The sequence below is a fragment of the Rhizobium sp. P2_G9 genome (genome assembly GCF_056403475.1).
Map to the genome: position 1 here is coordinate 19,371 of NZ_JBFUFK010000023.1, position 22,673 is coordinate 42,043.

At 59.2% G+C, this 22,673-nt stretch carries 23 protein-coding genes and 1 tRNA gene; 14 read left to right on the forward strand and 10 right to left on the reverse strand.

All coding sequences use genetic code 11. The annotated features are described in order from the left end of the window. Positions 1-165: 165 nt before the first annotated feature. Positions 166-1,575, forward strand: coding sequence for a M10 family metallopeptidase (locus tag AC1DYF_RS19535; protein WP_477878420.1), 1,410 nt, complete (start codon positions 166-168; stop codon positions 1,573-1,575). A gap of 150 nt (positions 1,576-1,725) precedes the next feature. Here AC1DYF_RS19535 and tig read toward each other — a convergent pair whose 3' ends face one another. Further along, positions 1,726-3,216, reverse strand: a complete 1,491-nt coding sequence (gene tig / locus AC1DYF_RS19540; protein WP_477878421.1) for a trigger factor — start codon at positions 3,214-3,216, stop codon at positions 1,726-1,728. Positions 3,217-3,528: 312 nt separating this feature from the next. Beyond that, positions 3,529-3,612 (reverse strand) — tRNA-Leu (locus AC1DYF_RS19545). 922 nt (positions 3,613-4,534) lie between these two features. Between AC1DYF_RS19545 and AC1DYF_RS19550 the strand changes: the two genes are divergently transcribed. The 3 genes from AC1DYF_RS19550 to trmFO all read left to right on the forward strand — a co-directional run bounded on the left by AC1DYF_RS19550 (position 4,535) and on the right by trmFO (position 6,887). Next, positions 4,535-4,678 (forward strand): DUF1127 domain-containing protein, encoded by a 144-nt coding sequence (locus tag AC1DYF_RS19550; RefSeq protein WP_477878422.1) that lies wholly within the window; start codon positions 4,535-4,537, stop codon positions 4,676-4,678. A gap of 450 nt (positions 4,679-5,128) precedes the next feature. Further along, positions 5,129-5,272: a DUF1127 domain-containing protein gene (locus tag AC1DYF_RS19555; RefSeq protein ID WP_477878423.1), complete on the forward strand. Its 144-nt coding sequence runs from the start codon at positions 5,129-5,131 to the stop codon at positions 5,270-5,272. Between the two features lie 202 nt (positions 5,273-5,474). Then, positions 5,475-6,887, forward strand: a complete 1,413-nt coding sequence (gene trmFO / locus AC1DYF_RS19560; protein ID WP_477878424.1) for a methylenetetrahydrofolate--tRNA-(uracil(54)-C(5))-methyltransferase (FADH(2)-oxidizing) TrmFO — start codon at positions 5,475-5,477, stop codon at positions 6,885-6,887. A gap of 91 nt (positions 6,888-6,978) precedes the next feature. On the opposite strand, the gene AC1DYF_RS19565 is transcribed toward trmFO, so the two are convergent. Beyond that, a complete protein-coding gene (locus AC1DYF_RS19565; RefSeq protein WP_477878425.1) occupies positions 6,979-7,905 on the reverse strand; it encodes a carbohydrate kinase family protein in 927 nt (308 codons plus the stop codon). A gap of 119 nt (positions 7,906-8,024) precedes the next feature. Beyond that, the gene (gene rirA, locus AC1DYF_RS19570; protein WP_477878426.1) at positions 8,025-8,483 is read right to left on the reverse strand and encodes an iron-responsive transcriptional regulator RirA; all 459 of its coding nucleotides are present in this window, start codon (positions 8,481-8,483) and stop codon (positions 8,025-8,027) included. Positions 8,484-8,659: 176 nt separating this feature from the next. On the opposite strand from rirA, the gene AC1DYF_RS19575 reads away from it, so the two are divergent. Together AC1DYF_RS19575 and AC1DYF_RS19580 are read left to right on the forward strand one after the other, a co-directional pair. Then, positions 8,660-9,682 carry an extracellular solute-binding protein gene (locus AC1DYF_RS19575; RefSeq protein WP_477878427.1) on the forward strand — a complete coding sequence of 341 codons (1,023 nt, stop codon included), beginning with the start codon at positions 8,660-8,662 and terminating at the stop codon, positions 9,680-9,682. A 113-nt stretch (positions 9,683-9,795) separates the two neighbouring features. Next, positions 9,796-10,188 carry a GFA family protein gene (locus AC1DYF_RS19580; RefSeq protein WP_477878428.1) on the forward strand — a complete coding sequence of 131 codons (393 nt, stop codon included), beginning with the start codon at positions 9,796-9,798 and terminating at the stop codon, positions 10,186-10,188. Between the two features lie 83 nt (positions 10,189-10,271). Here the strand turns inward: AC1DYF_RS19580 and AC1DYF_RS19585 are convergent, their stop codons facing one another. Further along, positions 10,272-10,724 carry a hypothetical protein gene (locus tag AC1DYF_RS19585; protein WP_477878429.1) on the reverse strand — a complete coding sequence of 151 codons (453 nt, stop codon included), beginning with the start codon at positions 10,722-10,724 and terminating at the stop codon, positions 10,272-10,274. A 148-nt stretch (positions 10,725-10,872) separates the two neighbouring features. Beyond that, a complete protein-coding gene (locus tag AC1DYF_RS19590; protein WP_477878430.1) occupies positions 10,873-13,098 on the reverse strand; it encodes an OmpA family protein in 2,226 nt (741 codons plus the stop codon). 314 nt (positions 13,099-13,412) lie between these two features. Here AC1DYF_RS19590 and AC1DYF_RS19595 point away from each other — a divergent pair, with 314 nt between their 5' ends. The 8 genes from AC1DYF_RS19595 (at position 13,413) to AC1DYF_RS19630 (ending at position 19,361) form a co-directional block, all read left to right on the forward strand. Further along, positions 13,413-14,189, forward strand: coding sequence for an ABC transporter substrate-binding protein (locus AC1DYF_RS19595; RefSeq protein ID WP_477878431.1), 777 nt, complete (start codon positions 13,413-13,415; stop codon positions 14,187-14,189). A gap of 111 nt (positions 14,190-14,300) precedes the next feature. Then, positions 14,301-15,170 carry an ABC transporter permease gene (locus AC1DYF_RS19600; RefSeq protein ID WP_477878432.1) on the forward strand — a complete coding sequence of 290 codons (870 nt, stop codon included), beginning with the start codon at positions 14,301-14,303 and terminating at the stop codon, positions 15,168-15,170. Then, positions 15,167-15,997 (forward strand): ABC transporter permease, encoded by an 831-nt coding sequence (locus AC1DYF_RS19605; RefSeq protein WP_477878433.1) that lies wholly within the window; start codon positions 15,167-15,169, stop codon positions 15,995-15,997. The genes AC1DYF_RS19600 and AC1DYF_RS19605 overlap by 4 nt, the downstream gene beginning before the upstream one ends. 156 nt (positions 15,998-16,153) lie before the next feature. Next, positions 16,154-16,420, forward strand: coding sequence for an usg protein (locus AC1DYF_RS19610; RefSeq protein WP_477878434.1), 267 nt, complete (start codon positions 16,154-16,156; stop codon positions 16,418-16,420). A gap of 61 nt (positions 16,421-16,481) precedes the next feature. Beyond that, a complete protein-coding gene (locus tag AC1DYF_RS19615; protein ID WP_477878435.1) occupies positions 16,482-17,309 on the forward strand; it encodes a class I SAM-dependent methyltransferase in 828 nt (275 codons plus the stop codon). A gap of 125 nt (positions 17,310-17,434) precedes the next feature. Further along, a complete protein-coding gene (locus tag AC1DYF_RS19620; RefSeq protein WP_477878436.1) occupies positions 17,435-18,304 on the forward strand; it encodes an NAD(P)-dependent oxidoreductase in 870 nt (289 codons plus the stop codon). A gap of 1 nt (position 18,305) precedes the next feature. Beyond that, on the forward strand, positions 18,306-18,665 hold the full coding sequence (locus AC1DYF_RS19625) for a cell envelope integrity TolA family protein (protein WP_477878437.1): 360 nt from the start codon (positions 18,306-18,308) through the stop codon (positions 18,663-18,665). 3 nt (positions 18,666-18,668) lie between these two features. After that, a complete protein-coding gene (locus AC1DYF_RS19630) occupies positions 18,669-19,361 on the forward strand; it encodes a DNA alkylation repair protein (RefSeq protein WP_477878438.1) in 693 nt (230 codons plus the stop codon). A gap of 3 nt (positions 19,362-19,364) precedes the next feature. On the opposite strand, the gene AC1DYF_RS19635 is transcribed toward AC1DYF_RS19630, so the two are convergent. The 4 genes from AC1DYF_RS19635 to AC1DYF_RS19650 form a co-directional block, all read right to left on the reverse strand. After that, on the reverse strand, positions 19,365-21,179 hold the full coding sequence (locus tag AC1DYF_RS19635; RefSeq protein ID WP_477878439.1) for a hypothetical protein: 1,815 nt from the start codon (positions 21,177-21,179) through the stop codon (positions 19,365-19,367). 61 nt (positions 21,180-21,240) lie between these two features. Next, positions 21,241-21,852, reverse strand: a complete 612-nt coding sequence (locus tag AC1DYF_RS19640) for an ATPase (RefSeq protein WP_477878440.1) — start codon at positions 21,850-21,852, stop codon at positions 21,241-21,243. Continuing rightward, on the reverse strand, positions 21,852-22,079 hold the full coding sequence (locus tag AC1DYF_RS19645; protein ID WP_477878441.1) for a hypothetical protein: 228 nt from the start codon (positions 22,077-22,079) through the stop codon (positions 21,852-21,854). Before AC1DYF_RS19645 ends, AC1DYF_RS19640 begins: the two co-directional genes overlap by 1 nt. A gap of 47 nt (positions 22,080-22,126) precedes the next feature. Beyond that, the gene (locus AC1DYF_RS19650; RefSeq protein ID WP_477878442.1) at positions 22,127-22,615 is read right to left on the reverse strand and encodes an Lrp/AsnC family transcriptional regulator; all 489 of its coding nucleotides are present in this window, start codon (positions 22,613-22,615) and stop codon (positions 22,127-22,129) included. Positions 22,616-22,673 lie beyond the last annotated feature (58 nt).

Consider the following 22,673-nt stretch of genomic DNA (forward strand, 5'->3'; position numbering starts at 1 on the left):
ACGATGGCCATATGTTCGGACAGCGTCTCGAAAGAAGAAGGGCAATAGGGCAGATTTATTTGCCTGGTATCGATGAAAATCATCACCGAAACGTCATATAATATAATGTCTCGCAATCGCGTCCTCAGCACTGATGCTGAGGACCAAACTTCGGGGGGAGTGACGATGAGCGATCAGCAGGATAGTAGCGCCAACAAGATCGGCGCGCACGGCATACTCGGCATCAAGCACGTCCAGAATATCGGCAGCGATTTTGTCGACGGCGTCATGAGCGGTCTGGCATGGCAAGGCAATGTACTCACCTATGCCTTCCCGAACAGCCATAACGACTATCATTACCACCACGAGCCCGACAAAGGCTTCGGCGCTGTCAGCGGCGCGATCAGGAACGCCGCCGAATTCATCCTCGACCGCAGCTACGGCAGCGCCGCCAATGACGGCTTTTCGGTCGAAGGCTTTACCCAGCTGCATATCAGCCACGGCTCGGATACGGGCTCGGTGATCCGCTACGCGGAATCCTCCTACAAGAACCCGACCGCGATGGGCAACTTTCCTGCGGGCAACGAAAAGGGTGGCGACGTCTGGTTTGGGCCGAATTATCACCATTATTCCGGTGCGCGGGAAAACAATTACGAATTTGCCACGGTCATCCACGAAACCGGCCACGCGCTCGGGCTGAAGCACGGGCACAGCTTCGACTTCGGCCAGCCGAAAATACCTGAACAGTGGGATTCGCTCGAATATTCGGTTATGACGTATCACAGTTATGCTTATGACGACGACACCGGCGGCTACCACAACGAAGTCTATGGGTACCCTCAGACCTATATGATGGCCGACATCGCTGCCCTGCAGCACATGTATGGAGCAAATTTCAAGGTCAACAGCGGCAGCACGACCTATAGCTGGAGGCCCGGCAACGCCAATACCTGGGTCAACGGCCACCTGGCGATCGACGGCACCGGCGACAATATTTTCGCCACGATCTGGGACGGCGGCGGTCACGACACCTATGACCTGCACGCCTATCGCAGCAATCTGGCAATCGATCTGCAGCCCGGCGCCTATTCGACCTTCGCCCACAGCCAGCTCGCCAATCTCGGCAAATATGACCATAACGGCCTGCATCTGGCGGCCGGCAATATCTATAATGCGCTGCAGTATAACGGCGACTCGCGCTCGCTGATCGAAGATGCGATCGGCGGATCGGGCAGTGACGTTATCTGGGGGAATACCGCACGCAACCGGCTGGTCGGCGGCGCAGGTAATGATGCGCTCTCCGGCTATGAGGGCAGTGACAAGCTGATCGGCGGCGCAGGCAAGGACGATTTCGTCTTCAAGTCAGGCTGGGGCCATGACGAGGTCAAGGATTTCGGCAGCCAGGACAAGATCGATGTCAGCAGCTATAGCGGCTTGGTGTTCTTCGACAGTGCAGTCTACCCCGATTACAGCGTTATGCACTATGCGGAGAACCACGGCCATGGCGTTCGGTTCAACTTCGGCAACGGTGACGTTCTGACCATCGATGGCGTCCACATGAACAATCTGAATGCCAACGATTTCATATTGGCTTGAATCACTTGCGGTGCTGACTTCGGACGGCAAGTGAAGCGGCTGACGCAACGTGAGGCGCATGACCTTCGCAGCTGTTCAGGTCGTGCTCCCAAAAACACAACGCCGCCCCTTTCGGAGCGGCGTTGTGTTTTGCATCAATGCGGATGCTGATTACTCAGCACTCTCGTCGGTGGCCTTTTTCTTCGGCGCAGCCTTCTTCTTCGGAGCAGCTTCCTCGCCTTCGGCGCTGGCTTCAGCGGCTTCGGTCTTGGCGGCGGCCTTCTTCTTCGGCTTGTCGGCCTTCGCCGATGCCTCGGCGGCGTCCGCCTCATCCTCGGCCAGGAGTTCTTCCTTGGTGACCGTCTTGTCGGTGACGTCGACCTGCGTCAGCAGGTGATCGACGACCTTTTCTTCGAAGATCGGGGCGCGCAGGCCGGCAATGGCACCGGGCGTGTTGCGGAAATATTCGATGATTTCCTTTTCCTGGCCCGGGAACTGCTGGATCTGCGCATAGAGCGCCTTGTTCATCTCGTCTTCCGAGACTTCGACGCCGATCTTCTCACCGATCTCGGACAGAACCAGACCGAGACGGACGCGACGCTGGGCAAGCTTGAAATATTCGTCGCGCGCCTTTTCTTCCGTCGTGTCTTCGTCCTCAAAAGTCTTGCCCGACTGGGCGAGATCGGAGTTGATCTGGCGCCAGATCTGCTCGAATTCGGCGTTAACAAGGGTTTCCGGAATGTCGAACGAGTAGAGAGCGTCCATCTGGTCGAGCAACTGGCGCTTGACCTTCTGGCGGGTGATGGTGCCGAACTGGCTGACGAGCTGGCCGCGGACGATCTCGCGCAGGCGGTCGGCCGATTCGATGCCGAGCTTGGAGGCGAGTTCGTCGTTGATCTCGAGCGCGGCGGCACTGGCAACAGCCTTGACCGAGACGTCGAAGGTGGCTTCCTTGCCAGCGAGGTTGGCGGCCGGATATTCGGTCGGGAAGGTCACGGTGATGGTCTTGTCGTCACCGGCCTCGAGGCCGACCAGCTGCTCTTCGAAGCCGGGGATGAAACGGCCGGAACCGAGCACAAGTTCGGCACCGGAATCCTTACCGCCTTCAAACGGCACGCCGTCGACCTTGCCTTCGTAGTCCATGGTGACGCGGTCGCCGTTCTCGGCCTTGCCATCCTTGTCGGCATAGGTACGGGCGCTGTCGGCGATCTTGAGGATCTGCTCGTCGACTTCCGATTCCGGTGTCTCGACGACTTCGCGGGTCACCTTGATGCCGCTGACGTCCTGGATCTCGATCGCCGGAATGACTTCGTAGGCGACCTTGAATTCGAAATCGGCCTGGGCGGCGAGAATCTTCTCGGCTTCGGCCTGGTCTTCGGTCATGCTGATTTCAGGCTGCGTGGCGGATTTTTCGCCGCGCTCGGTGAGGATTTCGTTCGGCTGCTTCTGGATGATCTCGTTGACGAGCTCAGCCATGACAGATTTGCCGTACATCTTCTTCATGTGGGCAAAGGGCACCTTGCCCGGGCGGAAACCATTGATGCGGACGCGGCCCTTGACCTCTTCGAGACGCTCGTTCATGCGAGCTTCCATGTCCTTGGCCGGGATGACGACCTTCAGTTCGCGCTTCAGCCCATCAGCGAGCGTTTCGATAACCTGCATGTTCCTACCTTTATCTATCACGGCGGCTCGGTTGACGCGCCTGCCTGTTGACATGAACCCGTAACGTTCATGAGCCGGGAACGGCTTTATGCAAATTCACAAAAGTTTTGCAAGCGAAATGGGTCCGGCCGCACCGCAAACCCACGTTTTCGAGCGCTGTCATAGCATAAACGGGCGCCGCGGCCTACCCAAACAAAGCAGATCGCGCCGTTAACTGCCCATTCGCCGACCTGAACGCGCATTGGGCGTAAGCCGCAGCACCGTTTTCCCCGGTGCTACAGCCCAAAAGGTCAATCTGCATTCCGAGGCACTTGGTGCGGGTGGAGGGACTCGAACCCCCACGCTTTTGGCGCCAGAACCTAAATCTGGTGCGTCTACCAGTTCCGCCACACCCGCATCGCAAAACACGCTCGGCGCCGGGGCGACTTGAACGTGATTGCGGGCGCCTCCATATCATCGCCACAGGCCACTGCAAACAATAATTTCAGCTGCGTGAGAATCTCGCGCGAATTTTCCAAAGTCGACCATTCATTAATATCTGATAAATTATTTTCGTCTAATGTCTCTGATATGGGCGTTTCGGGCTCCTAAAGAGCCATGCAGCCAACGCATGAATAGTATGAGTTTTTTGCGCTGCACAAAACGAAACAATCATACTATATTGAAATCATCGAGGGGGGATAAACACTCCTCGATGCAGCGGCCCTGGCAAGTCGCGCCCGGTTCTCCGGATGATCCGCCCGCTCAATTTGAGCGTAATGGAATTCGGAGCAGCGCACTCCTCCTCCCAGCGCCCTCCGATAGACTGACGACACTCCTCCTCCCAGTCGTCAGTCACACTCAACGACGCCCACCGGATCTCCTCCCCCGGTGGGCGTTTTGATTCTCGGGGTTTTCACAGGAAAGCGCGACGTCCTCCCGAAAGACGTCCAGCGCGTCCGGACATGTCCGGCCAAATATGCAGGGATAGCGGCCATGCTTCGGCCGCGACCGGTATCGCGCGATAGTGGCTTGTATTTTTCAGACCCTACCGCCACGGCAGGAATGCAAACAGGCGACACGCTCAGACCAGACTGTTAACGAGCGAAGTAAACATTTCACTAAACACACAGAAACGCCGCATTTTTGACGCCAAAACGAACATTTCTTGAACAAAAATTAAGCATTATGAACCACTTAAGGCAGTGAATTGCATGTGACGCATAGGTGTATTGCGGCATTGGCTCTGGTTTATAATGCGGCGCAGCATTATCTTACGACCATGAGATCTGAAGGGCGGCACAAAGACGGATGCGGCCCATATTGAAAGGAAATGACCATGAACATCACTCGTGCTTACAACAACTGGGTCAAGTATCGCCAGACCGTGTCTGAACTCGGCCGCATGACAAACCGCGAACTCGGCGACCTCGGCATCGCTCGCGAAGACATTCGCAAGATCGCCCGCCAGGCCGTTCTCTAAGCACTACAGTCCTCCCAAGACTGACATTCAAGTCCTCCCAAGACTGCAGGAACCGCCGGAGCAATCCGGCGGTTTTCGTTTGCGTACAAATTATTTCTCCAAATCCTGGCTTCTCTCTTGCACCGCACGGACGGCCGCATTGCGCCGCACAGGCCGGATAAAGGCGTTGGCCGAAGCGCTTTCCCGCACATATTTCCATCGCCGGTCCGGGCCAAAATTGAGGCGCGACGAATTAACTCTATATAACAATAGCTTGGTCGGAAAATCGGATCGCGTTAACGAAAGGCGCGATTTTGATCTTCGCCTGAAAAATCAGCAATTTATGCTTAAACGCATAGCAGCTGCATATTTTTCGCACTGCACATTTGGATTATTCAGGCGTATAACGAAAACCAAGTTAAGGCGCTGCACAATGCAGGTGCACAAACAAAGTCTGAAGAGGAAACAACCATGAACCCGCTCCGTATCGTAGCCAACTACGTCAACTACCGCCGCACGATCTCCGAACTGTCCAACCTGTCGAACGAGACTCTTTCCGACATCGGTGTGAACCGTTATCAGATCCGCAACATCGCCGCTCGCTCGTTCCGTTGAGACGAGCCGTATGAGCGCCTTTTAAACGCCGCCCCCATCGAGGCGGCGTTTCGGTTTTCAAAGCATGCCTCCCGAAAGTGGTAACCGGTTTCGAGATAAGACATGCTCGAAATCAGGAGGGAAAGCGCCGGAAGCGTCCGCCGAGATCGCGACGCGCTTTACCGATTGGTATTGCCTGCCGGGCGTGATATTGAGCCCGCCCATGACGACAGAACGCCCCTCTCCCATCCATATTGTCGGCGGTGGCCTTGCAGGCTCCGAAGCGGCCTGGCAGATCGCCAAGCGCGGCGTACCGGTCATCCTGCATGAAATGCGCGGCCTGCGCATGACCGATGCCCATAAAACAGACGATCTTGCCGAACTCGTCTGCTCCAATTCCTTCCGTTCCGATGATTCCGTCTCCAATGCCGTGGGTGTACTGCATGCCGAAATGCGGCTCGCCGGCTCGCTGATCATGCAGGCCGCTGATCGCAACCAGGTGCCCGCTGGTGGCGCGCTCGCGGTCGACCGGGACGGGTTCTCACAGGCGGTGACGCACGAAATCCTGCAGCATCCGCTGATTTCTGTAGTGCGGGAGGAGATTTCCGCCTTGCCGCCGCAGGAGTGGGACAATGTCATCGTCTCCACCGGTCCGCTGACGGCGCCATCGCTGGCCGAGTCGATCCGCACCGCGACGGGGGCCGATTCGCTCTCCTTCTTCGACGCCATCGCGCCGATCGTGCATCGCGACACAATCAACATGGACGTCGCCTGGTTCCAGTCGCGCTACGATAAGGTCGGGCCGGGCGGCACTGGCAAGGACTATATCAACTGCCCGATGGACCGGAGCCAGTACGAGACTTTCGTCAATGCGCTGATAGCCGGCGACAAGACGGTGTTCAAGGACTGGGAGCATGTGCCCTATTTCGACGGCTGCCTGCCGATCGAGGTGATGGCCGAGCGCGGCTTCGAGACGCTGCGCCACGGCCCGATGAAGCCGATGGGGCTGACCAATGCGCATAACCCGACCGTCAAGGCCTATGCCGTCGTGCAACTGCGTCAGGACAATGCCCTCGGTACGCTTTACAACATGGTCGGCTTCCAGACGAAGCTGAAATATGGCGCGCAGACCGATATCTTCCGGCTGATTCCGGGCCTGGAAAATGCCGAATTCGCCCGCCTGGGCGGCCTGCACCGCAACACCTACATCAATTCGCCTGTCCTGCTCGACCCATCGCTGATGCTGAAATCGCGGCCCGGCCTGCGCTTCGCCGGCCAGATCACCGGTTGCGAGGGCTATGTCGAAAGCGCTTCGATCGGCCTGCTTGCAGGACGCTTTGCCGCAGCCGAGCGGCTCGGCAAATCGATGTCACCGCCACCATCGACGAGCGCTTTCGGGGCGTTGCTGGGCCATATCACCGGCGGCCATATCGTCAGCGACGAGGAACCGGGCAAGCGCTCGTTCCAGCCGATGAACATCAATTTCGGGCTGTTTCCCGAGCCTGAGCCGGGGAGCGTCGTGACTGTGGTCGACGGCAAGCGGCTGAAGGGCAAGGACAAGACGGTGGCGAAGCGGCGGGCGGTTGCAGCACGGGCGCTCAACGATTGCCGTACATGGCTGGATGCAGCCGGGTGAGCGGAATTTAGGCCCTCACCTACTCCATTTCTAAGTATGCCGCCGAGAGATCGCTTGGCTCAGTTGATATCGACAGAGCCAACCCAGCTCCTCAGAGCCCGATTTCCTTCGCCCATGGCGGATTGGCCCCTGCCCGCGACACCGTCACCGCCGCAGCCTTCGCCCCTAGCGCCAAGGCATTGCGGATCGCCGGCTCAGCCAGCGCAGCGACCTGGCCCTTGGTCAGCAGACCGTCACGCTTCAGCGAGGCCAGTACACCGGCATCGAACGTATCGCCTGCGCCGACCGTGTCCACAACCGTCACGCGCTCGCTCGGAACCTCGACCTTGTGGCCCGCGGTATAGCCCACCGCGCCCTCGGCGCCCTTGGTGATCACCACCAGTTTCGGGCCGACCTTGAGCCATTGAGCAGCCAGCGTGTCATGATCGCCGGGAACGCCGAACCACTCCAAATCCTCGTCCGAGAATTTGATGATGTCGGCCTGGGCAGCCATGCGCATGATTCTAGCCTGGTGCGCCGCCTTGTCCCTGATGAAGCCCGGGCGGATATTTGGGTCGAGCGAGATCACGCGTTTGGCGTGCTCGCGGCCGCAAAGCGCCTCGTAGGTCTCGCCGGCCGGGTTGGGAATCAGGCTGATGGCGCCGAAATGCAGCGCCTCGATATCATCGCCCAGCACCGGCAGGTCATCGATGGTGATCATCCGGCCGGCCGTGCCTTCGTCGTAGAAGGCGTAAGTTGCCGAACCATTCACCAGCTTGACGAAAGCGACCGTGGTCGGGCGCGACGAGATCACGCAATGGGTATAGTCGACATTCGACGACGCCAGCGTCTCGCGCAGCACATCGCCGAGCATGTCGTCGGAAAGACCGGTGAAGAAGCCGGTGGAAATGCCGAGCCGGCCGAGCGCGATGGCGGTGTTGAAAATCGCGCCGCCAGCATAGGGCGCATAGGCCGCCTCGCCCAGTGTCGTGGTGCGCGGCAGCATGTCGATCAGCGCTTCGCCACAGCAAAGGATCATCGCGGAATCTCCCCATTCTCATGATTATTCAATCGATTTAGAATATCGCGCCGACAAAATCCAGCGCCCGCGGACGGTTTCCGCAAGCGCCGTGCAAAAATGTCTCAGGGATGACGGGATCAGGCGGCCGATTTGGCGGTCGGTTCTTCCAGGCCGAGGAGGAAATGGATCTGCGGCCGCGCCTTGACAAGGTCGTCGATCGTATATTGTTCGAGCACTTCGAAGAAGGCGTTCAGTGCCTTGCGCAGTGCCGAATTCAGACCGCAACTGTCGACCAGCGGGCAATCGGCCGCGCCGTCATCGAAACATTCGGCCATGGAAAAGCTGTCTTCCGTCACCCGCACAACATCGAACAGCGTGATCTTGTCGGCCGCACGGCCGAGGCGGACACCGCCGTTGCGGCCGCGCAAAGTTTCTACCAGGCCGGCCTTGTGCAGCGGCTGCAGGATCTTGAACAGGAAGAGTTCGGAAACGTTGTAGGCCCTGGCGATCTCGGGGATGCGGCTGAGCTTGTCGCAATTCGCAGCGCAGTACATCATGATCCGCACCGCATAGTTGGTTTGCTTGGTCAGCCGCATGCCATACTCCTTGGCCGTTTCGCTTGCCTGGAAACCTATATAGACCGTCGCCTAGTTTGGAACAATTCCAAAAACGTGAAAATCACAATCATGTTATAGCCTTTTGCCGTGCCCTCCGGCTAATATGGGAAATAATGGAATAAAAGAGTCAAGTTTCGGGACGAACCAACATGCGCATGGCTGCCGCTTCAATTTTTCTCCTTCTTGCCAGCACGATCGGTGTCGCCCACGGCGCCGAGACCGGCGGGGAAGTCAATGTCTACACCTTCCGGCAACCGGGTCTCCTGAAACCAACCTTCGATCTCTTCACGCACCGGACGGGAATCACCGTCAACGTGCTGTTCATGGACAAGGGCTTGATCGAGCGGATGCAGGCTGAAGGCGACAATTCGCCCGCCGATCTGGTGATCGCCGGCGATCTGGCGCGGCTGGAGGCGCTGAAGGCGGCCGGCGTGACACAGAATCCGAACAATCCCAGGCTTGCATCGATGCCAGTTTCGCTGCGCGATGCCGATGGCCAATGGTTCGGCCTGTCGCAGGATATCAGGGCGATCTATGTCTCGCGCGCCCGCGTCAAGACGGCCAGGCTCGGCTATGACGATCTCGCCGCGCCGGCCTGGAAGGGCAAGGTCTGCATGCGGGATGGGCGTCACCTCTCCAATCTCGGGGTCATTGCCGCGATGACTGCCGCGCGCGGGGCTGCCGACACCAAGGATTGGCTCTCGAAGGTCAAAGCCAATCTTGCCGGCCAACCGAGTGGCAGCGACCGGACGCAGATCGAAGCGATTGCCGAAGGCAAATGCAGCGTGGCGCTCGGCAATCTGACGACGTTTGCCGAACTTCGCACCCAAGGCACGGATGATGAGCGCAAATGGGCCAATGGCATCCGGCTGATTTATCCGCACGGCGACAAGGGCGGCTTTGCCAATCTCTCGGGCATGGCGCTGGCGCGGCATGCACCGAATCGCGACAATGCGGTAAAACTGATGGCTTTCCTCGCCTCGCCCGCGGGCCAGGAACGCTATGTCGCGCAGACTCTGGAATACCCGGTCGTCAAGGGAGCGAACCCCGCGGCGGTCATTCGCGCCTTCGGCGTGCCGGAAGCAGCGACGATTCCGATCGCGAAAATCCTCGATGGCCGCGACGGTGCGGCGGCATTGGTAGACGAGACCGGCTTTAACGACGGACCGGCAAAATGAACTCCTCTGCAGGCGAATAGGCATCTGCCGATTCCCGCCGGACACGGGCAATTGCCATGATCAGGCTGTTGCCGGTAAACATTCGGCTCGGTTGATTTGAGAGGAGGCGCGGCATGGACCGCTTCACTGGTGGCTGCCTATGCGGCAAAGTCCGGCTTGTGGCGTCGGGACGACCATACCGGGTCGGTATTTGCCATTGCCTCGACTGCCGCAAACATCATGGGGCGCTTTTTCACGCGTCTGCGATATTCCCCCAGGATGCCGTGACGATCGATGGCGAGACGCGCGATTATGCCGGCCGGTTCTTCTGTCCCTCCTGCGGTTCGTCCGTCTTCGCGCGCACCGATGACGAAATCGAAGTGAACCTGGGCTCTCTGGATGCGCCGGACCAACTGACGCCAACCTACGAGCTGTGGACCGTCCGCCGAGAGTCTTGGCTGCCGCCGTTTCCGCTGATGAGACGGTATGACCGGGATCGTGACGCAACGAGCCGTTTCGAGCAATAGTCGCGCTCGACGAAGCAGGCCGTGCGGATGCCATGTCACACGATTGCCTTTCGGTACCGTCTTGGTGTCAACAGCCTTCCGATTCAGGCATGGCTCGGTATCGCTGCATCCTGCGAGGCGCGTGCTGCGAAACTGCCGAGAATCCACAGCGACACTTCCGCTGCCTCGCGCTGCGAGCGGAACTCGAATGTGCCGGTCAGCGCCCTGAGCGACGGGAATTCCAGCGTCAGGGCCTTGCCGTCGGCGGCTGGCGTGACGGCGACCTCACTCGGGTCGATGATGTGGCAGAGATAGCCCGAACCCTTGCTGCGCATGCAGCCGGTCGAGCCCTCCCAAAGTCTCAAGAAAACCATGTCGCCGTCGGCGGAGATGATGACGTTGCGGATCGCCTCGTTCGGATAGGCGCGGCCGAACTCGACAATGGCGAGACCGGCGTCGAAGCGTTCGTTCGCCTGGTCCTGCTGTATGAGACCGGTGGCCCAGAAGAAGAAGATCAGGGCCGCGCCGATGGGGATCAACCAAGCCAAGAGTATCATGACATGCTCCATTCCTGTCTGGAGTCGGTGTCTAACCGGCTAAGCTTGCGCAAGGTGGGAATTCCGCCTTGCATATAAGTATATACGTAAACAGGCGCCCGGATTGCAGTCCGGGCGCCCGATTTTTGTACAATTGGTTTAAGAAGACTTATTCCGCATCCGCCTGGGCATCGGCCGGACGAACCAGCGGCGTGATGCGGCGGATGGTGACCCGGCGGTTGAGCCGCTCCGGCCCGTCGGTGTTGACCTTCAGGTAGCGCTCGCCATAGCCTTGGGTCGTGAGGTTCTCCGCCGGGATTTCGAAAGCGTCGGAGAGCACGTTCGCCACGGCCTCGGCGCGGCTGTCGGACAGGACGAGATTGGATTCGTCTGAGCCAACCGCATCGGTATGGCCTTCGATGAGGAAGGTTTCACCTGGGTCCTTGTCGATGATCTTCTTGATCGCCTCGCCGACCTTCTGCAGACTCTGAACCTGATCTTCGGCAATCTCGGAGCTGCCGGTGTCGAAGGTGATCGTATCGAGGTCGATGCGGCGCATCTTATCACGGATACGGGCCGAATTCTTCACCTCGTCGACCGAATAGACCCGCTCGACCCGCTCGACCGGCGGCTCGTCGAGGAAGTCTTCGTAGTCGCGGTTGCCGCCACCCGAGCCCGAAACGTCGATGATATAGTCGCGCAGCGGGACAGTCAGCCGCATCGGCGGCAGATCCTCGCCGGGATCGCGCAGGAAGAGGCGGTCGCGGCCACGTTCGAGCTCAGGCGAGTAGAAGATCACCACTTCACGGTCGTTGATGATGCGCGAGCGGCGGACGATTTCGCCCCAGCGATTGCGAACGGTGACGATGCGGTCGCCGTTCGGCATGACGATGACTTCACGGATCTGGTCGTTGGACAGGCGGTCGTAGCGGATCTGCCGGTCGCGGGCCAAACGACGGTCGTCGTCGCCGCGGATCACCAGCCGGCCGCCGATATTGATGACGACGCGATTGCTGCGATCGTCGACCCTGCGGCCGCCGGCATCGTCATAGCCCTTGAAGCCGGGAATGCGTTCGCCTTTGTCCTGCAGCACCGGCCGGATGCGGACCTCTTCGTCGTTCTTGAAGCCGCGCTGAGCGTCCTTGTCGGACTTGGGCGCCTGGACATCCTTGTTCTCCTCGCGCAGCTGCTTGCGGCGATTGCGGTCAGTGCCGCGATTGTCGGCGTCCTTGTCGCTGTCGAGCACGGCGGCGCCGTTGTCGACCGGCAGCACGACGGTGTCAGTCGTCTTCGACGGATCGGCGGCAATGTCCTTGGCTTTCTTGACGTCGACCGGCTGGGCGTTCTTACGCGGCTTGTTGTTCTCGTCGCTCGTGGCGTTCTCGTCGGTCTGCTGCTGATCCTTCTTCTTGGTCTGGATCTTCTCGATCGAGCTGCCGGAATTGTCGGTCGGCTGCTCGGTCTGCTCCTGATCCTGGTTCTTGCGGTGCTTCTTGTTGGACTTTTCGATCGCGTTCTTCAGCTTGTCGTTCTCGGACTGGCCCTGATCGGACGGCGCATTGTTGTTGTCGTTCTGCTCACCGGTATCGGCGTTCTGGTCCTTCTTATGCCGCGGCTTCACCTGATTCTGGTCGCCCTGCTGGCTCTGGTCGGTGTTCTGCTGCGTCTCGGCATTGTCGTTATTCTTCTTGTGGCGCGGCTTCACCTGATCCTGATCGCCCTGCTGGGTCTGATCGCTATTCTGCTGCGTCTCGGCGTTGTCGTTGTTCTTCTTATGACGCGGCTTCACCTGATCCTGATCGCCCTGCTGGGTCTGATCGTTATTCTGCTGCGTCTCGGCGTTGTCGTTATTTTTCTTGTGGCGCGGCTTGACCTGCTGCTGATCACCCTGCTGGGTCTGATCGCTATTCTGCTGCGTCTCGGCGTTGTCGTTGTTCTTCTTATGACGCGGCTTCACCTGCTCCTGCTGGTCGCCGTTGTCGATCGTCTGGACGGTATTGTCCTGGCTCTGCTCATGCTTCTTGTGGCGCGGCTGCTGCTGCGAATCATCCTGCTGCTGCATGCCCGCATCATTGTTCTGCTTGTTGCGGCGCTGGCGGGTGTTGTCCTGCTGCTGCTCTTCCTGGCCGGCGTTCTGATCCTGGCGGTTCTTGCGCTTCTGGTTCTGGTCGTTCTGCTCGCTGTTCTGGTTCTGCTGTTCCTGCTGCCGGCGTTCCTTGCGCTGCTGCTTCTTCAGCTGTTCCTCGTCATCGCTGGACTGGACCTTGACGACCAGCGATTGCGCCTCTGCGGGGACCGCAGGACGGATGAATTCTGCGGCTGAAACCGGTCCGAGACCGATCAGTGCGACAAGGGGGATGGCAGCGGTGGCAAGAAGCCTGTTCTTGAACGCCATGGATGTCTTCCTCTTCGTTTTGTGGTCGTTGAAGCCAAGACCTGCTTATTTTCCGGGCTTTTTTGTGATTCTTAGGGTGTCATTTCACCGTGACATTATTTCGGCTCGGATTTATCAACCATGAACCGGCGGTTCAGTTCCCGTTCATCGGCACCGCCGAGGCTTAAAAGTTTTGTAACGAACGCTTCTTTGCTGTTGCATTTGCGCTAAAATCCGTACGAATAATGTTTCAGAGCGCGGCAAGAGCGCCTCGCCAAAAAGCCATCCTGTCCGCATCCGCAGCGCGAGGCAGGTATTGAACAAGGGGAATCACCATGCGCACGACTGCACGTTTTGCCTTTGCCGCCGCATTTACCGTCTTCTCGGCCGTCGCGGGCCTCAGCCATGCCGGCGATAAGATCATCATCGGCACCGAGGGTGCCTATCCGCCTTTCAATAATCTCGAAGCCGACGGCTCGCTGACCGGTTTCGATGTCGACATCGCCAAGGCGCTCTGCGCCGAGATGAAGGCCGACTGCACCTTCGTCGCCCAGGCCTGGGATGGCATCATCCCGGCGCTGCAGGCGAAGAAATTCGACGCCATCGTCGCCTCCATGTCGATCACGCCGGAGCGCAAGCAGAAGGTCGATTTCACCGACAAATATTACAACACCCCGCCGGCCATTGCCGTGGCGAAGGATTCGACCATCACCGCAGCGACGGAAGAGTCGCTGGCAGGCAAAGTGCTCGGCGCGCAGTCCTCGACCACGCATTCCAATTATGCCGAAGCGCATATGAAGAAGTCTGAACTCAAGCTCTATCCGACCACGGAGGAATACAAGCTCGACCTCGCCAATGGCCGTGTCGACGCGGTGATCGACGACGTGGTCGTGCTGTCGGAATGGGTCAAGACCAAGGATGGCGCCTGCTGCAAGGTGCTCGGCACGCTGCCGCTCGATCCGGTGATCAATGGCGAAGGCGCCGGCATTGCCGTGCGCAAGGGCGATCCGCTGCGCGAAAAGTTCAACAAGGCGATTGCCGCGATCCGCGCCAATGGCGAATACAAGAAGATCAACGACAAATATTTTTCCTTCGACGTCTACGGCAAGTGATCGGCGGAAAACCGCGTAAATCGGTGGCGACAGGACAAGCCCATCTTGCCCTGCCGCCATTTTTGCTTTTCTAGATAAGAACAACACCGGGAACCGGGACAGGGGAAAAGGATGCAAAGTGACGTCGCCGTGACGGCGAGCACCAATGAGTCATTTATGGCGTCGGTCGGGGGGCTGTTCGACGCCATCGGCTCGGCGATCTGGTCTGTGCTGCATCCGATCCTGACGACCATCGATCCACTTTGCGGCCCAGTCGGCCTGTTCACGCTTGTGGGCGGCACCGGCCAGCTTTCCTGCGGCGCCACGGGCTGGGGTGACGAGATCGCCTCTGGCTTCTATGTCACCGCAAGCCTGGCGCTCGCCACCCTGCCCTTCGGCCTGCTCGCCGGCTTTTTCCTGGCGCTCGCCAAGCAGTCCGACATCCGCCAGCTTCGTCTCGCGGCCGATATCTATACATCGCTGTTTCGGGCATTGCCGGAACTGCTGACGCTGTTCATCATCTATTTCGGCCTGCCCAACGTGTTGCAGGCGGCCGCAGCGCGACTCGGCATCACCGATGCGATCGGGATCGATCCTTTCATCTCCGGCATGATCGCCATCGGCATCGTGTTTTCCTGTTACTCTTCCGAAGTCCTGCTTTCGGCGTTCCGGGCCATTCCGCATGGCCAATATGAAGCCGGCTATGCCGTCGGCCTGACCTATGGGCAGACGATGCGGCTCGTCGTCGTGCCGCAGTTGATCCGTATCGCGCTGCCTGGCCTTGCCAATCTCTGGATGGTGCTGCTCAAGGATACGGCGCTGGTCTCAGCGGTCGGCCTGAACGATATCCTGCGGCAAACCTTTGTCGCGGCCAAGGTAACGAAGAACGCCTTTGCCTTCACTGGCATAGCTTGCCTGCTCTTCCTGGTGCTCGCCATCCTCTCCTCCTTTGTCATCAACTGGCTTGAGATGAGATCGAAACGGGCGGAGGTGCGCCGATGACCATCGCCACCGAGATCATCCCGCCGCAGCTGCCGCCGCTGGCCGCGGAAAAGCCCTATTCGTTGCCGCGTTTCCTCGGCAGCCTGTTCATGGGCATCTGGATTGCCGTCTTCGTCGGCATCGCCTGGACACTTTATTCCGGCTTCGACCCGAACGCATTCTGGAAATACGGGCCGAAAATGCTGGCAGGCCTGCCGGTGACGCTATCGCTTGTGGCAATATCAGTGACCGTCGGCGCCGTGCTTTCGGTGCCGATCGCCATAGCCCGCATGAGCGGGTCGCGCATTCTCAACCGCATCGCCTATGTCTATATTTATTTCTTCCGCGGCACGCCGCTGATCGCCCAGCTCTACCTTGTCTATTATGGGCTGGGCAATCTCCGCAGTGTCTTCGACAGCGTCGGTCTCTGGTGGTTTTTCCGCGAGGCTTATTATTGCGCGCTTCTGTCCTTCTCGCTCAACACCGCGGCCTACCAGGCGGAAATCCTGCGCGGTGCCATCGAAAGCGTGTCGCGCGGCCAGTGGGAGGCGAGCGACGCATTGGGCCTCCACAAATGGCACGCTTTCCGCAAGGTCATCCTGCCGCAGGCGCTGATTGTCGCGCTCCGGCCCTATGGCAACGAGATCGTGCTGATGATCAAGGCATCCGCAATCGTGTCGATCGTCACCGTCTACGACGTGATGGGCGAAACCAGCCGCGCCTACTCGCGCACCTACGACTCCAACATGTATCTCTGGGCGGCGATCCTCTATCTGATCGTCGTCGAGGCGCTCCGACATTTGTGGAACTGGATGGAAGCGCGGTTGACGCGGCATCTGAAGCGATGACTGCATTTTTAGCAGCACTCACCAACATCTGCTGCTAACACGCTGATTTTTCATCGGAATGTCATAAATCACACCGAGCGTTAAGCTCCGGTTAATCATGCTGTCGTTCAATTAAAAAGGCAAGCTCAGCAAACTCAAGCATGGAGAGATTGCCAAATGTCAAAAGAAATGGACTTGCGGATGCAGGGCTACGGCCTGACCACCGCCGAAATCATCTACCGCCTACCCGATCACCCGAGCCTGCTGCAGACCTTTGTCTGGCAGCACTACGATCTGGCGCCCGAGTTCCCCGAAATGATGAATTTCCTGAAATTCTGGCGCGAAACGCTCGATGGCATGCTGCATTCAGTACGCTATGTGCATAACCGGCTGATCACGCCGACCGAATGGCGAGCGTTGAAGGGCGAATTGATCCTGCACTGATTGCTTTTGCGCCACTGTCGTCTTAAGAGCCGACGCATTCGGTTCCAAGGACGTTCGGCGCATGGCAAGCAAGAAGAAGATCGACGAGAAGGCGCTCGCGGACGCTTACGACAAGGCGCTGGCGCTGGAAAAATCCGGCAAGTTCGAAGAGGCTGCGGCGGCCTACCAGAAAGTGCTGGCGCTCGATCCGGAAGATCATGGGGGTGCCGCGGTGCGCATTGCCTCGATGGGTTTTGGCGAGACGCCACCCAAAGCGCCGGATGCCTATGTCGCCACTCTGTTCGACCAGCATGCCGAAGCGTTCGAATCGATCCTCGTCGATCAGCTCGAATATTGCGTGCCGCTGCTGGTGCGCCAGCGCATCCAGGCGCTCGGGCTCGGACCGTTCAAGAAAATGCTCGACCTCGGCTGCGGCACCGGACTTTCCGGCGGCGCGATGCGCGACATGGTCGATGACATTACCGGCCTCGACATTTCCGAAAACATGGTCGAGATCGCCCATGAGAAGGACCTTTACGAGACCCTATACGTCGCCGAAGCCGCCGATTACCTCGAGGACAACGAGGACGGCCCCTTCGACCTCGTCACCGCCACCGATGTGCTGCCCTATCTCGGCTTCCTCGAAGAACTGTTCTTCGGCGTCGCCGATAATCTCGAAACCGGCGGCCTGTTCGTCTTCTCCTCCGAGACACTACCGGATGACACACTCGCCGGCCGCGATTTCATCGTCGGCCCGCACCAGCGTTTCGCGCATGCGCAAGCCTATGTCCGCAAGGTGCTCGGCGATGCGGGCTTCGAAGTGGTGGAAGTCGGCGACATCACCGTGCGGCTGGAGGAAGGCGAACCGATCGCCGGGCATCTGGTGGTCGCGCGGCGTCTCGCATCATAGCGCGGCGCGGCGCGAGACCCAACCCTTGCTGTTGATGGAATTGAACGTGGCAAGCCGGGAGGAGCACTTTCATCGCCGCGTTCGATCCGCTACATGCTCCATATCACTTATTGAGGAGCGTGAGCATGGCGAAGGTGGCTTTCATCGGTCTGGGCGTGATGGGTTATCCCATGGCGGGACATCTCAAGGTCAAGGGTGGGCACGACGTCACCGTCTATAACCGCACCATTGCCAAGGCCGAGAAATGGGCGACGGAATTCGGCGGCACCTTCAAGCCGACGCCGGCAGAAGCCGCTCATGGTGCCGACTTCGTCTTCACCTGCGTCGGCAATGACGAAGACCTGCGGTCGGTGACGACAGGTACTGATGGCTGCATTGCGACGATGAAGCCGGGCGCCATCCTGATCGACAACACCACGGCCAGCGCCGAAGTAGCACGCGAACTCGAGGCTGCAGCCGAGGCAAAGGGCTGCTTCTTCATTGACGCGCCGGTTTCCGGCGGCCAGGCCGGGGCTGAGAACGGCGTGCTGACCGTGATGTGCGGCGGCAAGCCGGATATCTTCGAGAAGGCCAAGCCGGTGATCGACGCCTATGCCCGCATGGTCGGGCTCATGGGCTCTGCCGGTTCCGGCCAATTGACCAAGATGGTCAACCAGATCTGCATCGCCGGCCTGGTGCAGGGGCTCGCGGAAGGCATCCACTTCGCCAAGCGCGCCGGCCTCGATGTCGAGGACGTGGTCAGCGTGATCTCCAAGGGCGCTGCCGGCTCCTGGCAGATGGAAAATCGCCACAAGACCATGAACCAGGGCAAGTTCGACTTCGGCTTCGCCATAGACTGGATGCGCAAGGACCTGGCGATCTGCCTCGACGAGGCGCGCAAGAACGGCGCTCGGCTGCCGGTGGCGGCGCTCGTCGATCAATTCTATGGCGATGTGCAACAGATGGGCGGCAATCGCTGGGATACGTCGTCGCTGCTGGCACGGCTTGAGAAATAGGATGCGCATCGTTCCGGCGCTTACGGGATTGGCTATCGCCGCTTGCGCCGGGCGTTCAGCCCAGGCTGCAGAATCCAATCTTGCAAGTCAGTTGAAAGCGGAGATCATCCGCTGCTGGAATCTTCCTTCCGGCTACGATCCGGGACCGTCCAGAATCATGCTTCATGTGCGTCTCGCGCCTGACGGAGCGGTGCTGGATGTGGAGACCGTGATGCTGGAGCCGAATACCAGCAAGGTCCAATTCATCGCCGCCTCCGCAGTCGGCGCCATTCGCCGATGTGGCCCATTCAAGGATCTGCCGTCCGGTCAATATTCGGATTGGAAGAGCGTATGGATCAATTTCAGACCGATGGCGGAGTAAGTGATGGAAAGCCCCTCGCGCGATTGGACCGCATCCCAGATCGTCGATTATCTGAAATCGCTGCGAGACGGCCGCAATATCGAGGGCATGCAGCGGTTCGGCATCGACACGGGCGCGGCGCTCGGCATCAGCAACCCCGTTTTGAGATCGCTTGCACGCGCTATCAAACGCAATCATGAACGGGCGCTCGCGCTGTGGGAGAGCGGCATTCGCGAAGCCCGACTGTTGGCCGCTTTCACCGACGAGCCGAAAAAGGTGACGCTCGACCAGGCACGGCGCTGGGCGGATGATTTCAATTCCTGGGAGATTGTCGACACTGTCAGCGATCTCTACGCCGATGCCGGGCTGCAAGACATCTTGATCCCGGAATTTGCCGACGACGAGCGCGAATTCGTCCGCCGCACCGCCTTTGCCATGATGGCCTGGAGCGCCGTACACCTGAAGAAAGAGCCGGATGCGACCATGCTTGCCTGGCTGCCGTTGATTGAACAGCATGCCTCCGATCCGCGCAATTTCGTCAAGAAGGCAGTCAACTGGGCGCTCCGGCAGATCGGCAAACGTAATCGGGCTTGCCATGGGCCGGCCCTGGCCATGGCGGAAAGGCTGGCCGCGAGCTCGGACAAGACGGCGCGTTGGATAGGCAAGGATGCCGTCCGTGAACTCACCGATCCCACCACCGTCGCGCGGCTGAAATAGCCGTCACTGCGCAACCGAATGGTCGATGCGGAAGAGCATGACTTGCGTCGGCACCGGTGCCCGAATCATGTCGAAGCCCGGAACCCTTTCGCCAGCAATCAGGGCGGTAAACAGCGGCAGGAAATGGCCGCCAGGCCTTGGCGTCTTCGGCCGGCAAAGCGCCAGATAGTCGAAATTCTTCAGATAGGCCATCCGCTCCGCCGTCGTCGACGCCATGAAGGTCCGCGTCAGGCGGCTGATCGCCGGCGTACTTCGATGATAGGGGATGCCCGACACCGTCACGCCTGGCGGAACACGCTCTGCAATCTCCAGGCCAATGCCAGGGGGGGTCATGATGTGGCCTGGCGTCAGGCCGGTAAGCACTGAAAAACTCTCCGTGCCGCAATCCTCGGCCAAGAGATCGTCGAAGGCATCCTTGGACGCCGGCCGAAAGGGTACGGCAGCGAACAGTGCTTCGAAGGCAAGCACGAGGATGACGACCGCGCCAATCGCTTTGGCCAGCCCCGATGTCCGGCTGCGGGAGGCGACGAGCATGCATCGAGCCTCGCCGATTGCGACCGGCGTGAGCAGGATCGAAGTCGCCAGCGTCTGCGGCAGGAAACGATTGGATATGTAGGCAAGAAGGACGGCGCTGCACAACACCACGAAGATTGCCGGCAGTCCCGGCTGTCGCCGGCGAATGTCGCGAACCACAGCTGGCACGCTGAGCATAAGGAGTAGCAATGGTATGATTGCCAAAGCGATCACGAGCGGCTTGCGCCGCCCGACGATTGCCAGGATGCTCTTCTCCTGCAGGATATGGTCGAACCAATATCTCTTGGCAACCGTATCCATCATCGGATACGGCCCTTTCAGATAGTCGGGATATTGCAGCAGGATCGCCACGATAATGACGACGCCGACGCCGGCAAAGATACCGAAGCGCAACATTGGCGATGGGCGATTGCCGGTGAAACGCGGTCCGAGCACCGCCAGGAAGCCGAAGCCGACAAGCGCTTCGATATAGGGTGCCGAGAATTCGTCCGTATGCAGGACAAGATAGTCCGAGGGCGCGATCAGTGCCAGCATCAGCAGAATGGGCAGAACCGCGCAAACCGCACCCGTCGCCTGCAGCACCGATCGGCTCGCCGGCATATCGAACCACCAGGCAGCGCTGACGGCGGCCAGCGCGACCGCCAGAACCGGCAGGGTTTCGAGCCCGATCGCAGTGGCGACGCAGGTGGCGATGCCGATCAAGACCCCTCCCATGGCGTCGAAGCGGACAAAACCATAGATCGCCGACAGCAGGCAGAGGATCTGCGCGTTGTGGTGGTCGATCCGACCAGGGCTGAACTCCCAGATGCCGTAGAAGGCGACGAGCGCCATGATCGGCAACATATAGGCCGGCAGTTCCGTCCGCCGCGGCGCCAGTCTCTGCAAGATGGCAACCACCAGCATCACGTAAAGGCAGGCCATGCAGGCCGGCCAGGCATGAAAGGCGATTGCAAGCGCCCGCTCGAGCCCGAGAACGGGTTTCAGCGCCAGCGTCATCATCGCATAGGGCAGGTCGATGATGCGTGACCAGTGGGAAAAATACGGCTCCGGCGACCAGATCATCGGGATCGACATATCGAACCAGCGGCCGGTCGCAAACAGCGTCCGTATTTCAAGCGCACGCAGACCGTCATCCGGATCGAGATTGTTGGGTCCGCCACTGTCGATGTCGAGCGCGATCAGTGTGCCGACCGAGATCGCGAAGATGAAGAGATAGAGGCCGAAATGCCAGCGATCGGTCTCGGCAGGGACGACAACGCGGTCTGACGTGGCTGCGGTCGTCATTCTAACCCTCCGAATATCGTGTCGGCGGAGGGCAAGTTATCCCGCTTCGTTGAACTTTCTCTTAAGTGGCCGAGCCGGCAGAACTGATCCCGGCAGTTACCAGAGCGGAAATGTTGCGGTCGAAGCGCTTTCGCAAGTCAAGCCGATCCACCACTATTCTGCGATCTCTAACGACAACGAGGAGACGCGCGCCCTGCTCGGAACTGTTGTCGTAGACAGCGATCTGATCGGCGAGTGAGGCTACCGTCTGAAGATTGCGAAGCGAGAGATCATATCGGCGGCGGATAACATGCTCCGGAATGTCATGACCTCCTTGCGCGACGCGAGTTGCGACACGTTTCACATGTAGTTCCACGGACCGAAGTGCGACGAAGACCAATTCAACTTGGTAGCCGACGGCACGAGCATCGCGCATGACATTCAACGCCTGATGGCTGCTTAAGGTTGTTTCATAGACGAAGCTCTCCCTGGCGTGCATCAATTGCCTCAGAAGCCGGATCGCTTGTCGACCGGCCTCGAACGTTGAAGCCTCCGGATTGCCCGGCGAAATAGCGCGTGCAATATCGTCAGCATTCACGAATCGGCCAGAACCGGGCGGATTTGTCGTATGAAACAGAGTCGTCTTTCCGGCACCATTCGGTCCGGCGAGGACGACGCAAGTCCTGGCATCCATCACTTGGAACCGCCAAGCCTTTGTTTACGTGATGTTGGCGCTGGAGGCACTCGTTCGTTGAAGTGGCGGATCAAGGTGCCATCCGCTCTTTCTTCGATGATGGTGTCGTCTGATGCCGGGTCGATGTGGAAAACAGATACACCAGCAGCGCGCGCCTTCTCGCGAGCGCGTACACCCAAGGTCGCCACAAGCCGGTCCTGCCTAAGCAAATCTTCAATGAAAGACATCGCTACACCTCGACAACTCCAAATATAGCGTATGGCAACGTGTTCCGCTACTCCTCCGAACTCTTCGGCTGTTCCAGGATCATGTAATCAAGCGGCAGCTCCGTCGAATATTTGATCTGTTCCATGGCGAAGACGGAGGAGACGTCGCGGATCTCGATCTTGGTGATCATGCGCTTGTAGAAAGCGTCGTAAGCCGCGATGTCGGGGACAACGACGCGCAGGAGATAATCGACGTCGCCGCTCATGCGGTAGAATTCGACCACTTCGGGGAATTCGACGATCACTTCGGAAAAACGTTTCAGCCATTCGATCGAATGCGAATTGGTACGGATCGACACGAAGACGGTGACCTTGGTGTTGACCTTGATCGGATCGAGAATGGCGACGCGCCGCTTGATGACACCGTCCTCTTCCATTTTCTGGATGCGGCGCCAGCAGGGCGTGGTCGACAACCCGACCTTCTTGGCGAGGTCGGCCACGGCGAGTGTCGCATCTTCCTGCAGCAACCTGAGGATCTTTCTGTCAAGGCGGTCCATACTTACCTCCGGGAAAATTTTGCTCACTATTATACGAATTTCTGAAAAAGGAAGAATG

What these genes read in the sequence shown, in the direction of transcription:
- AC1DYF_RS19615 (WP_477878435.1), top strand. Translation starts at nt 16,482, where the DNA reads ATGGCAAGCAAGAAGAAGATCGACGAGAAGGCGCTCGCGGACGCTTAC.
- AC1DYF_RS19625 (WP_477878437.1), top strand. Translation starts at nt 18,306, where the DNA reads ATGCGCATCGTTCCGGCGCTTACGGGATTGGCTATCGCCGCTTGCGCC.
- AC1DYF_RS19595 (WP_477878431.1), top strand. Translation starts at nt 13,413, where the DNA reads ATGCGCACGACTGCACGTTTTGCCTTTGCCGCCGCATTTACCGTCTTC.
- rirA (WP_477878426.1), bottom strand. Translation starts at nt 8,483, where the DNA reads ATGCGGCTGACCAAGCAAACCAACTATGCGGTGCGGATCATGATGTAC.
- AC1DYF_RS19645 (WP_477878441.1), bottom strand. Translation starts at nt 22,079, where the DNA reads ATGTCTTTCATTGAAGATTTGCTTAGGCAGGACCGGCTTGTGGCGACC.
- AC1DYF_RS19590 (WP_477878430.1), bottom strand. Translation starts at nt 13,098, where the DNA reads ATGGCGTTCAAGAACAGGCTTCTTGCCACCGCTGCCATCCCCCTTGTC.
- trmFO (WP_477878424.1), top strand. Translation starts at nt 5,475, where the DNA reads ATGACGACAGAACGCCCCTCTCCCATCCATATTGTCGGCGGTGGCCTT.
- AC1DYF_RS19535 (WP_477878420.1), top strand. Translation starts at nt 166, where the DNA reads ATGAGCGATCAGCAGGATAGTAGCGCCAACAAGATCGGCGCGCACGGC.
- AC1DYF_RS19575 (WP_477878427.1), top strand. Translation starts at nt 8,660, where the DNA reads ATGGCTGCCGCTTCAATTTTTCTCCTTCTTGCCAGCACGATCGGTGTC.
- AC1DYF_RS19640 (WP_477878440.1), bottom strand. Translation starts at nt 21,852, where the DNA reads ATGGATGCCAGGACTTGCGTCGTCCTCGCCGGACCGAATGGTGCCGGA.
- AC1DYF_RS19585 (WP_477878429.1), bottom strand. Translation starts at nt 10,724, where the DNA reads ATGATACTCTTGGCTTGGTTGATCCCCATCGGCGCGGCCCTGATCTTC.
- AC1DYF_RS19620 (WP_477878436.1), top strand. Translation starts at nt 17,435, where the DNA reads ATGGCGAAGGTGGCTTTCATCGGTCTGGGCGTGATGGGTTATCCCATG.
- AC1DYF_RS19555 (WP_477878423.1), top strand. Translation starts at nt 5,129, where the DNA reads ATGAACCCGCTCCGTATCGTAGCCAACTACGTCAACTACCGCCGCACG.
- tig (WP_477878421.1), bottom strand. Translation starts at nt 3,216, where the DNA reads ATGCAGGTTATCGAAACGCTCGCTGATGGGCTGAAGCGCGAACTGAAG.
- AC1DYF_RS19550 (WP_477878422.1), top strand. Translation starts at nt 4,535, where the DNA reads ATGAACATCACTCGTGCTTACAACAACTGGGTCAAGTATCGCCAGACC.
- AC1DYF_RS19580 (WP_477878428.1), top strand. Translation starts at nt 9,796, where the DNA reads ATGGACCGCTTCACTGGTGGCTGCCTATGCGGCAAAGTCCGGCTTGTG.
- AC1DYF_RS19605 (WP_477878433.1), top strand. Translation starts at nt 15,167, where the DNA reads ATGACCATCGCCACCGAGATCATCCCGCCGCAGCTGCCGCCGCTGGCC.
- AC1DYF_RS19630 (WP_477878438.1), top strand. Translation starts at nt 18,669, where the DNA reads ATGGAAAGCCCCTCGCGCGATTGGACCGCATCCCAGATCGTCGATTAT.
- AC1DYF_RS19650 (WP_477878442.1), bottom strand. Translation starts at nt 22,615, where the DNA reads ATGGACCGCCTTGACAGAAAGATCCTCAGGTTGCTGCAGGAAGATGCG.
- AC1DYF_RS19565 (WP_477878425.1), bottom strand. Translation starts at nt 7,905, where the DNA reads ATGATCCTTTGCTGTGGCGAAGCGCTGATCGACATGCTGCCGCGCACC.
- AC1DYF_RS19600 (WP_477878432.1), top strand. Translation starts at nt 14,301, where the DNA reads ATGCAAAGTGACGTCGCCGTGACGGCGAGCACCAATGAGTCATTTATG.
- AC1DYF_RS19610 (WP_477878434.1), top strand. Translation starts at nt 16,154, where the DNA reads ATGTCAAAAGAAATGGACTTGCGGATGCAGGGCTACGGCCTGACCACC.
- AC1DYF_RS19635 (WP_477878439.1), bottom strand. Translation starts at nt 21,179, where the DNA reads ATGACGACCGCAGCCACGTCAGACCGCGTTGTCGTCCCTGCCGAGACC.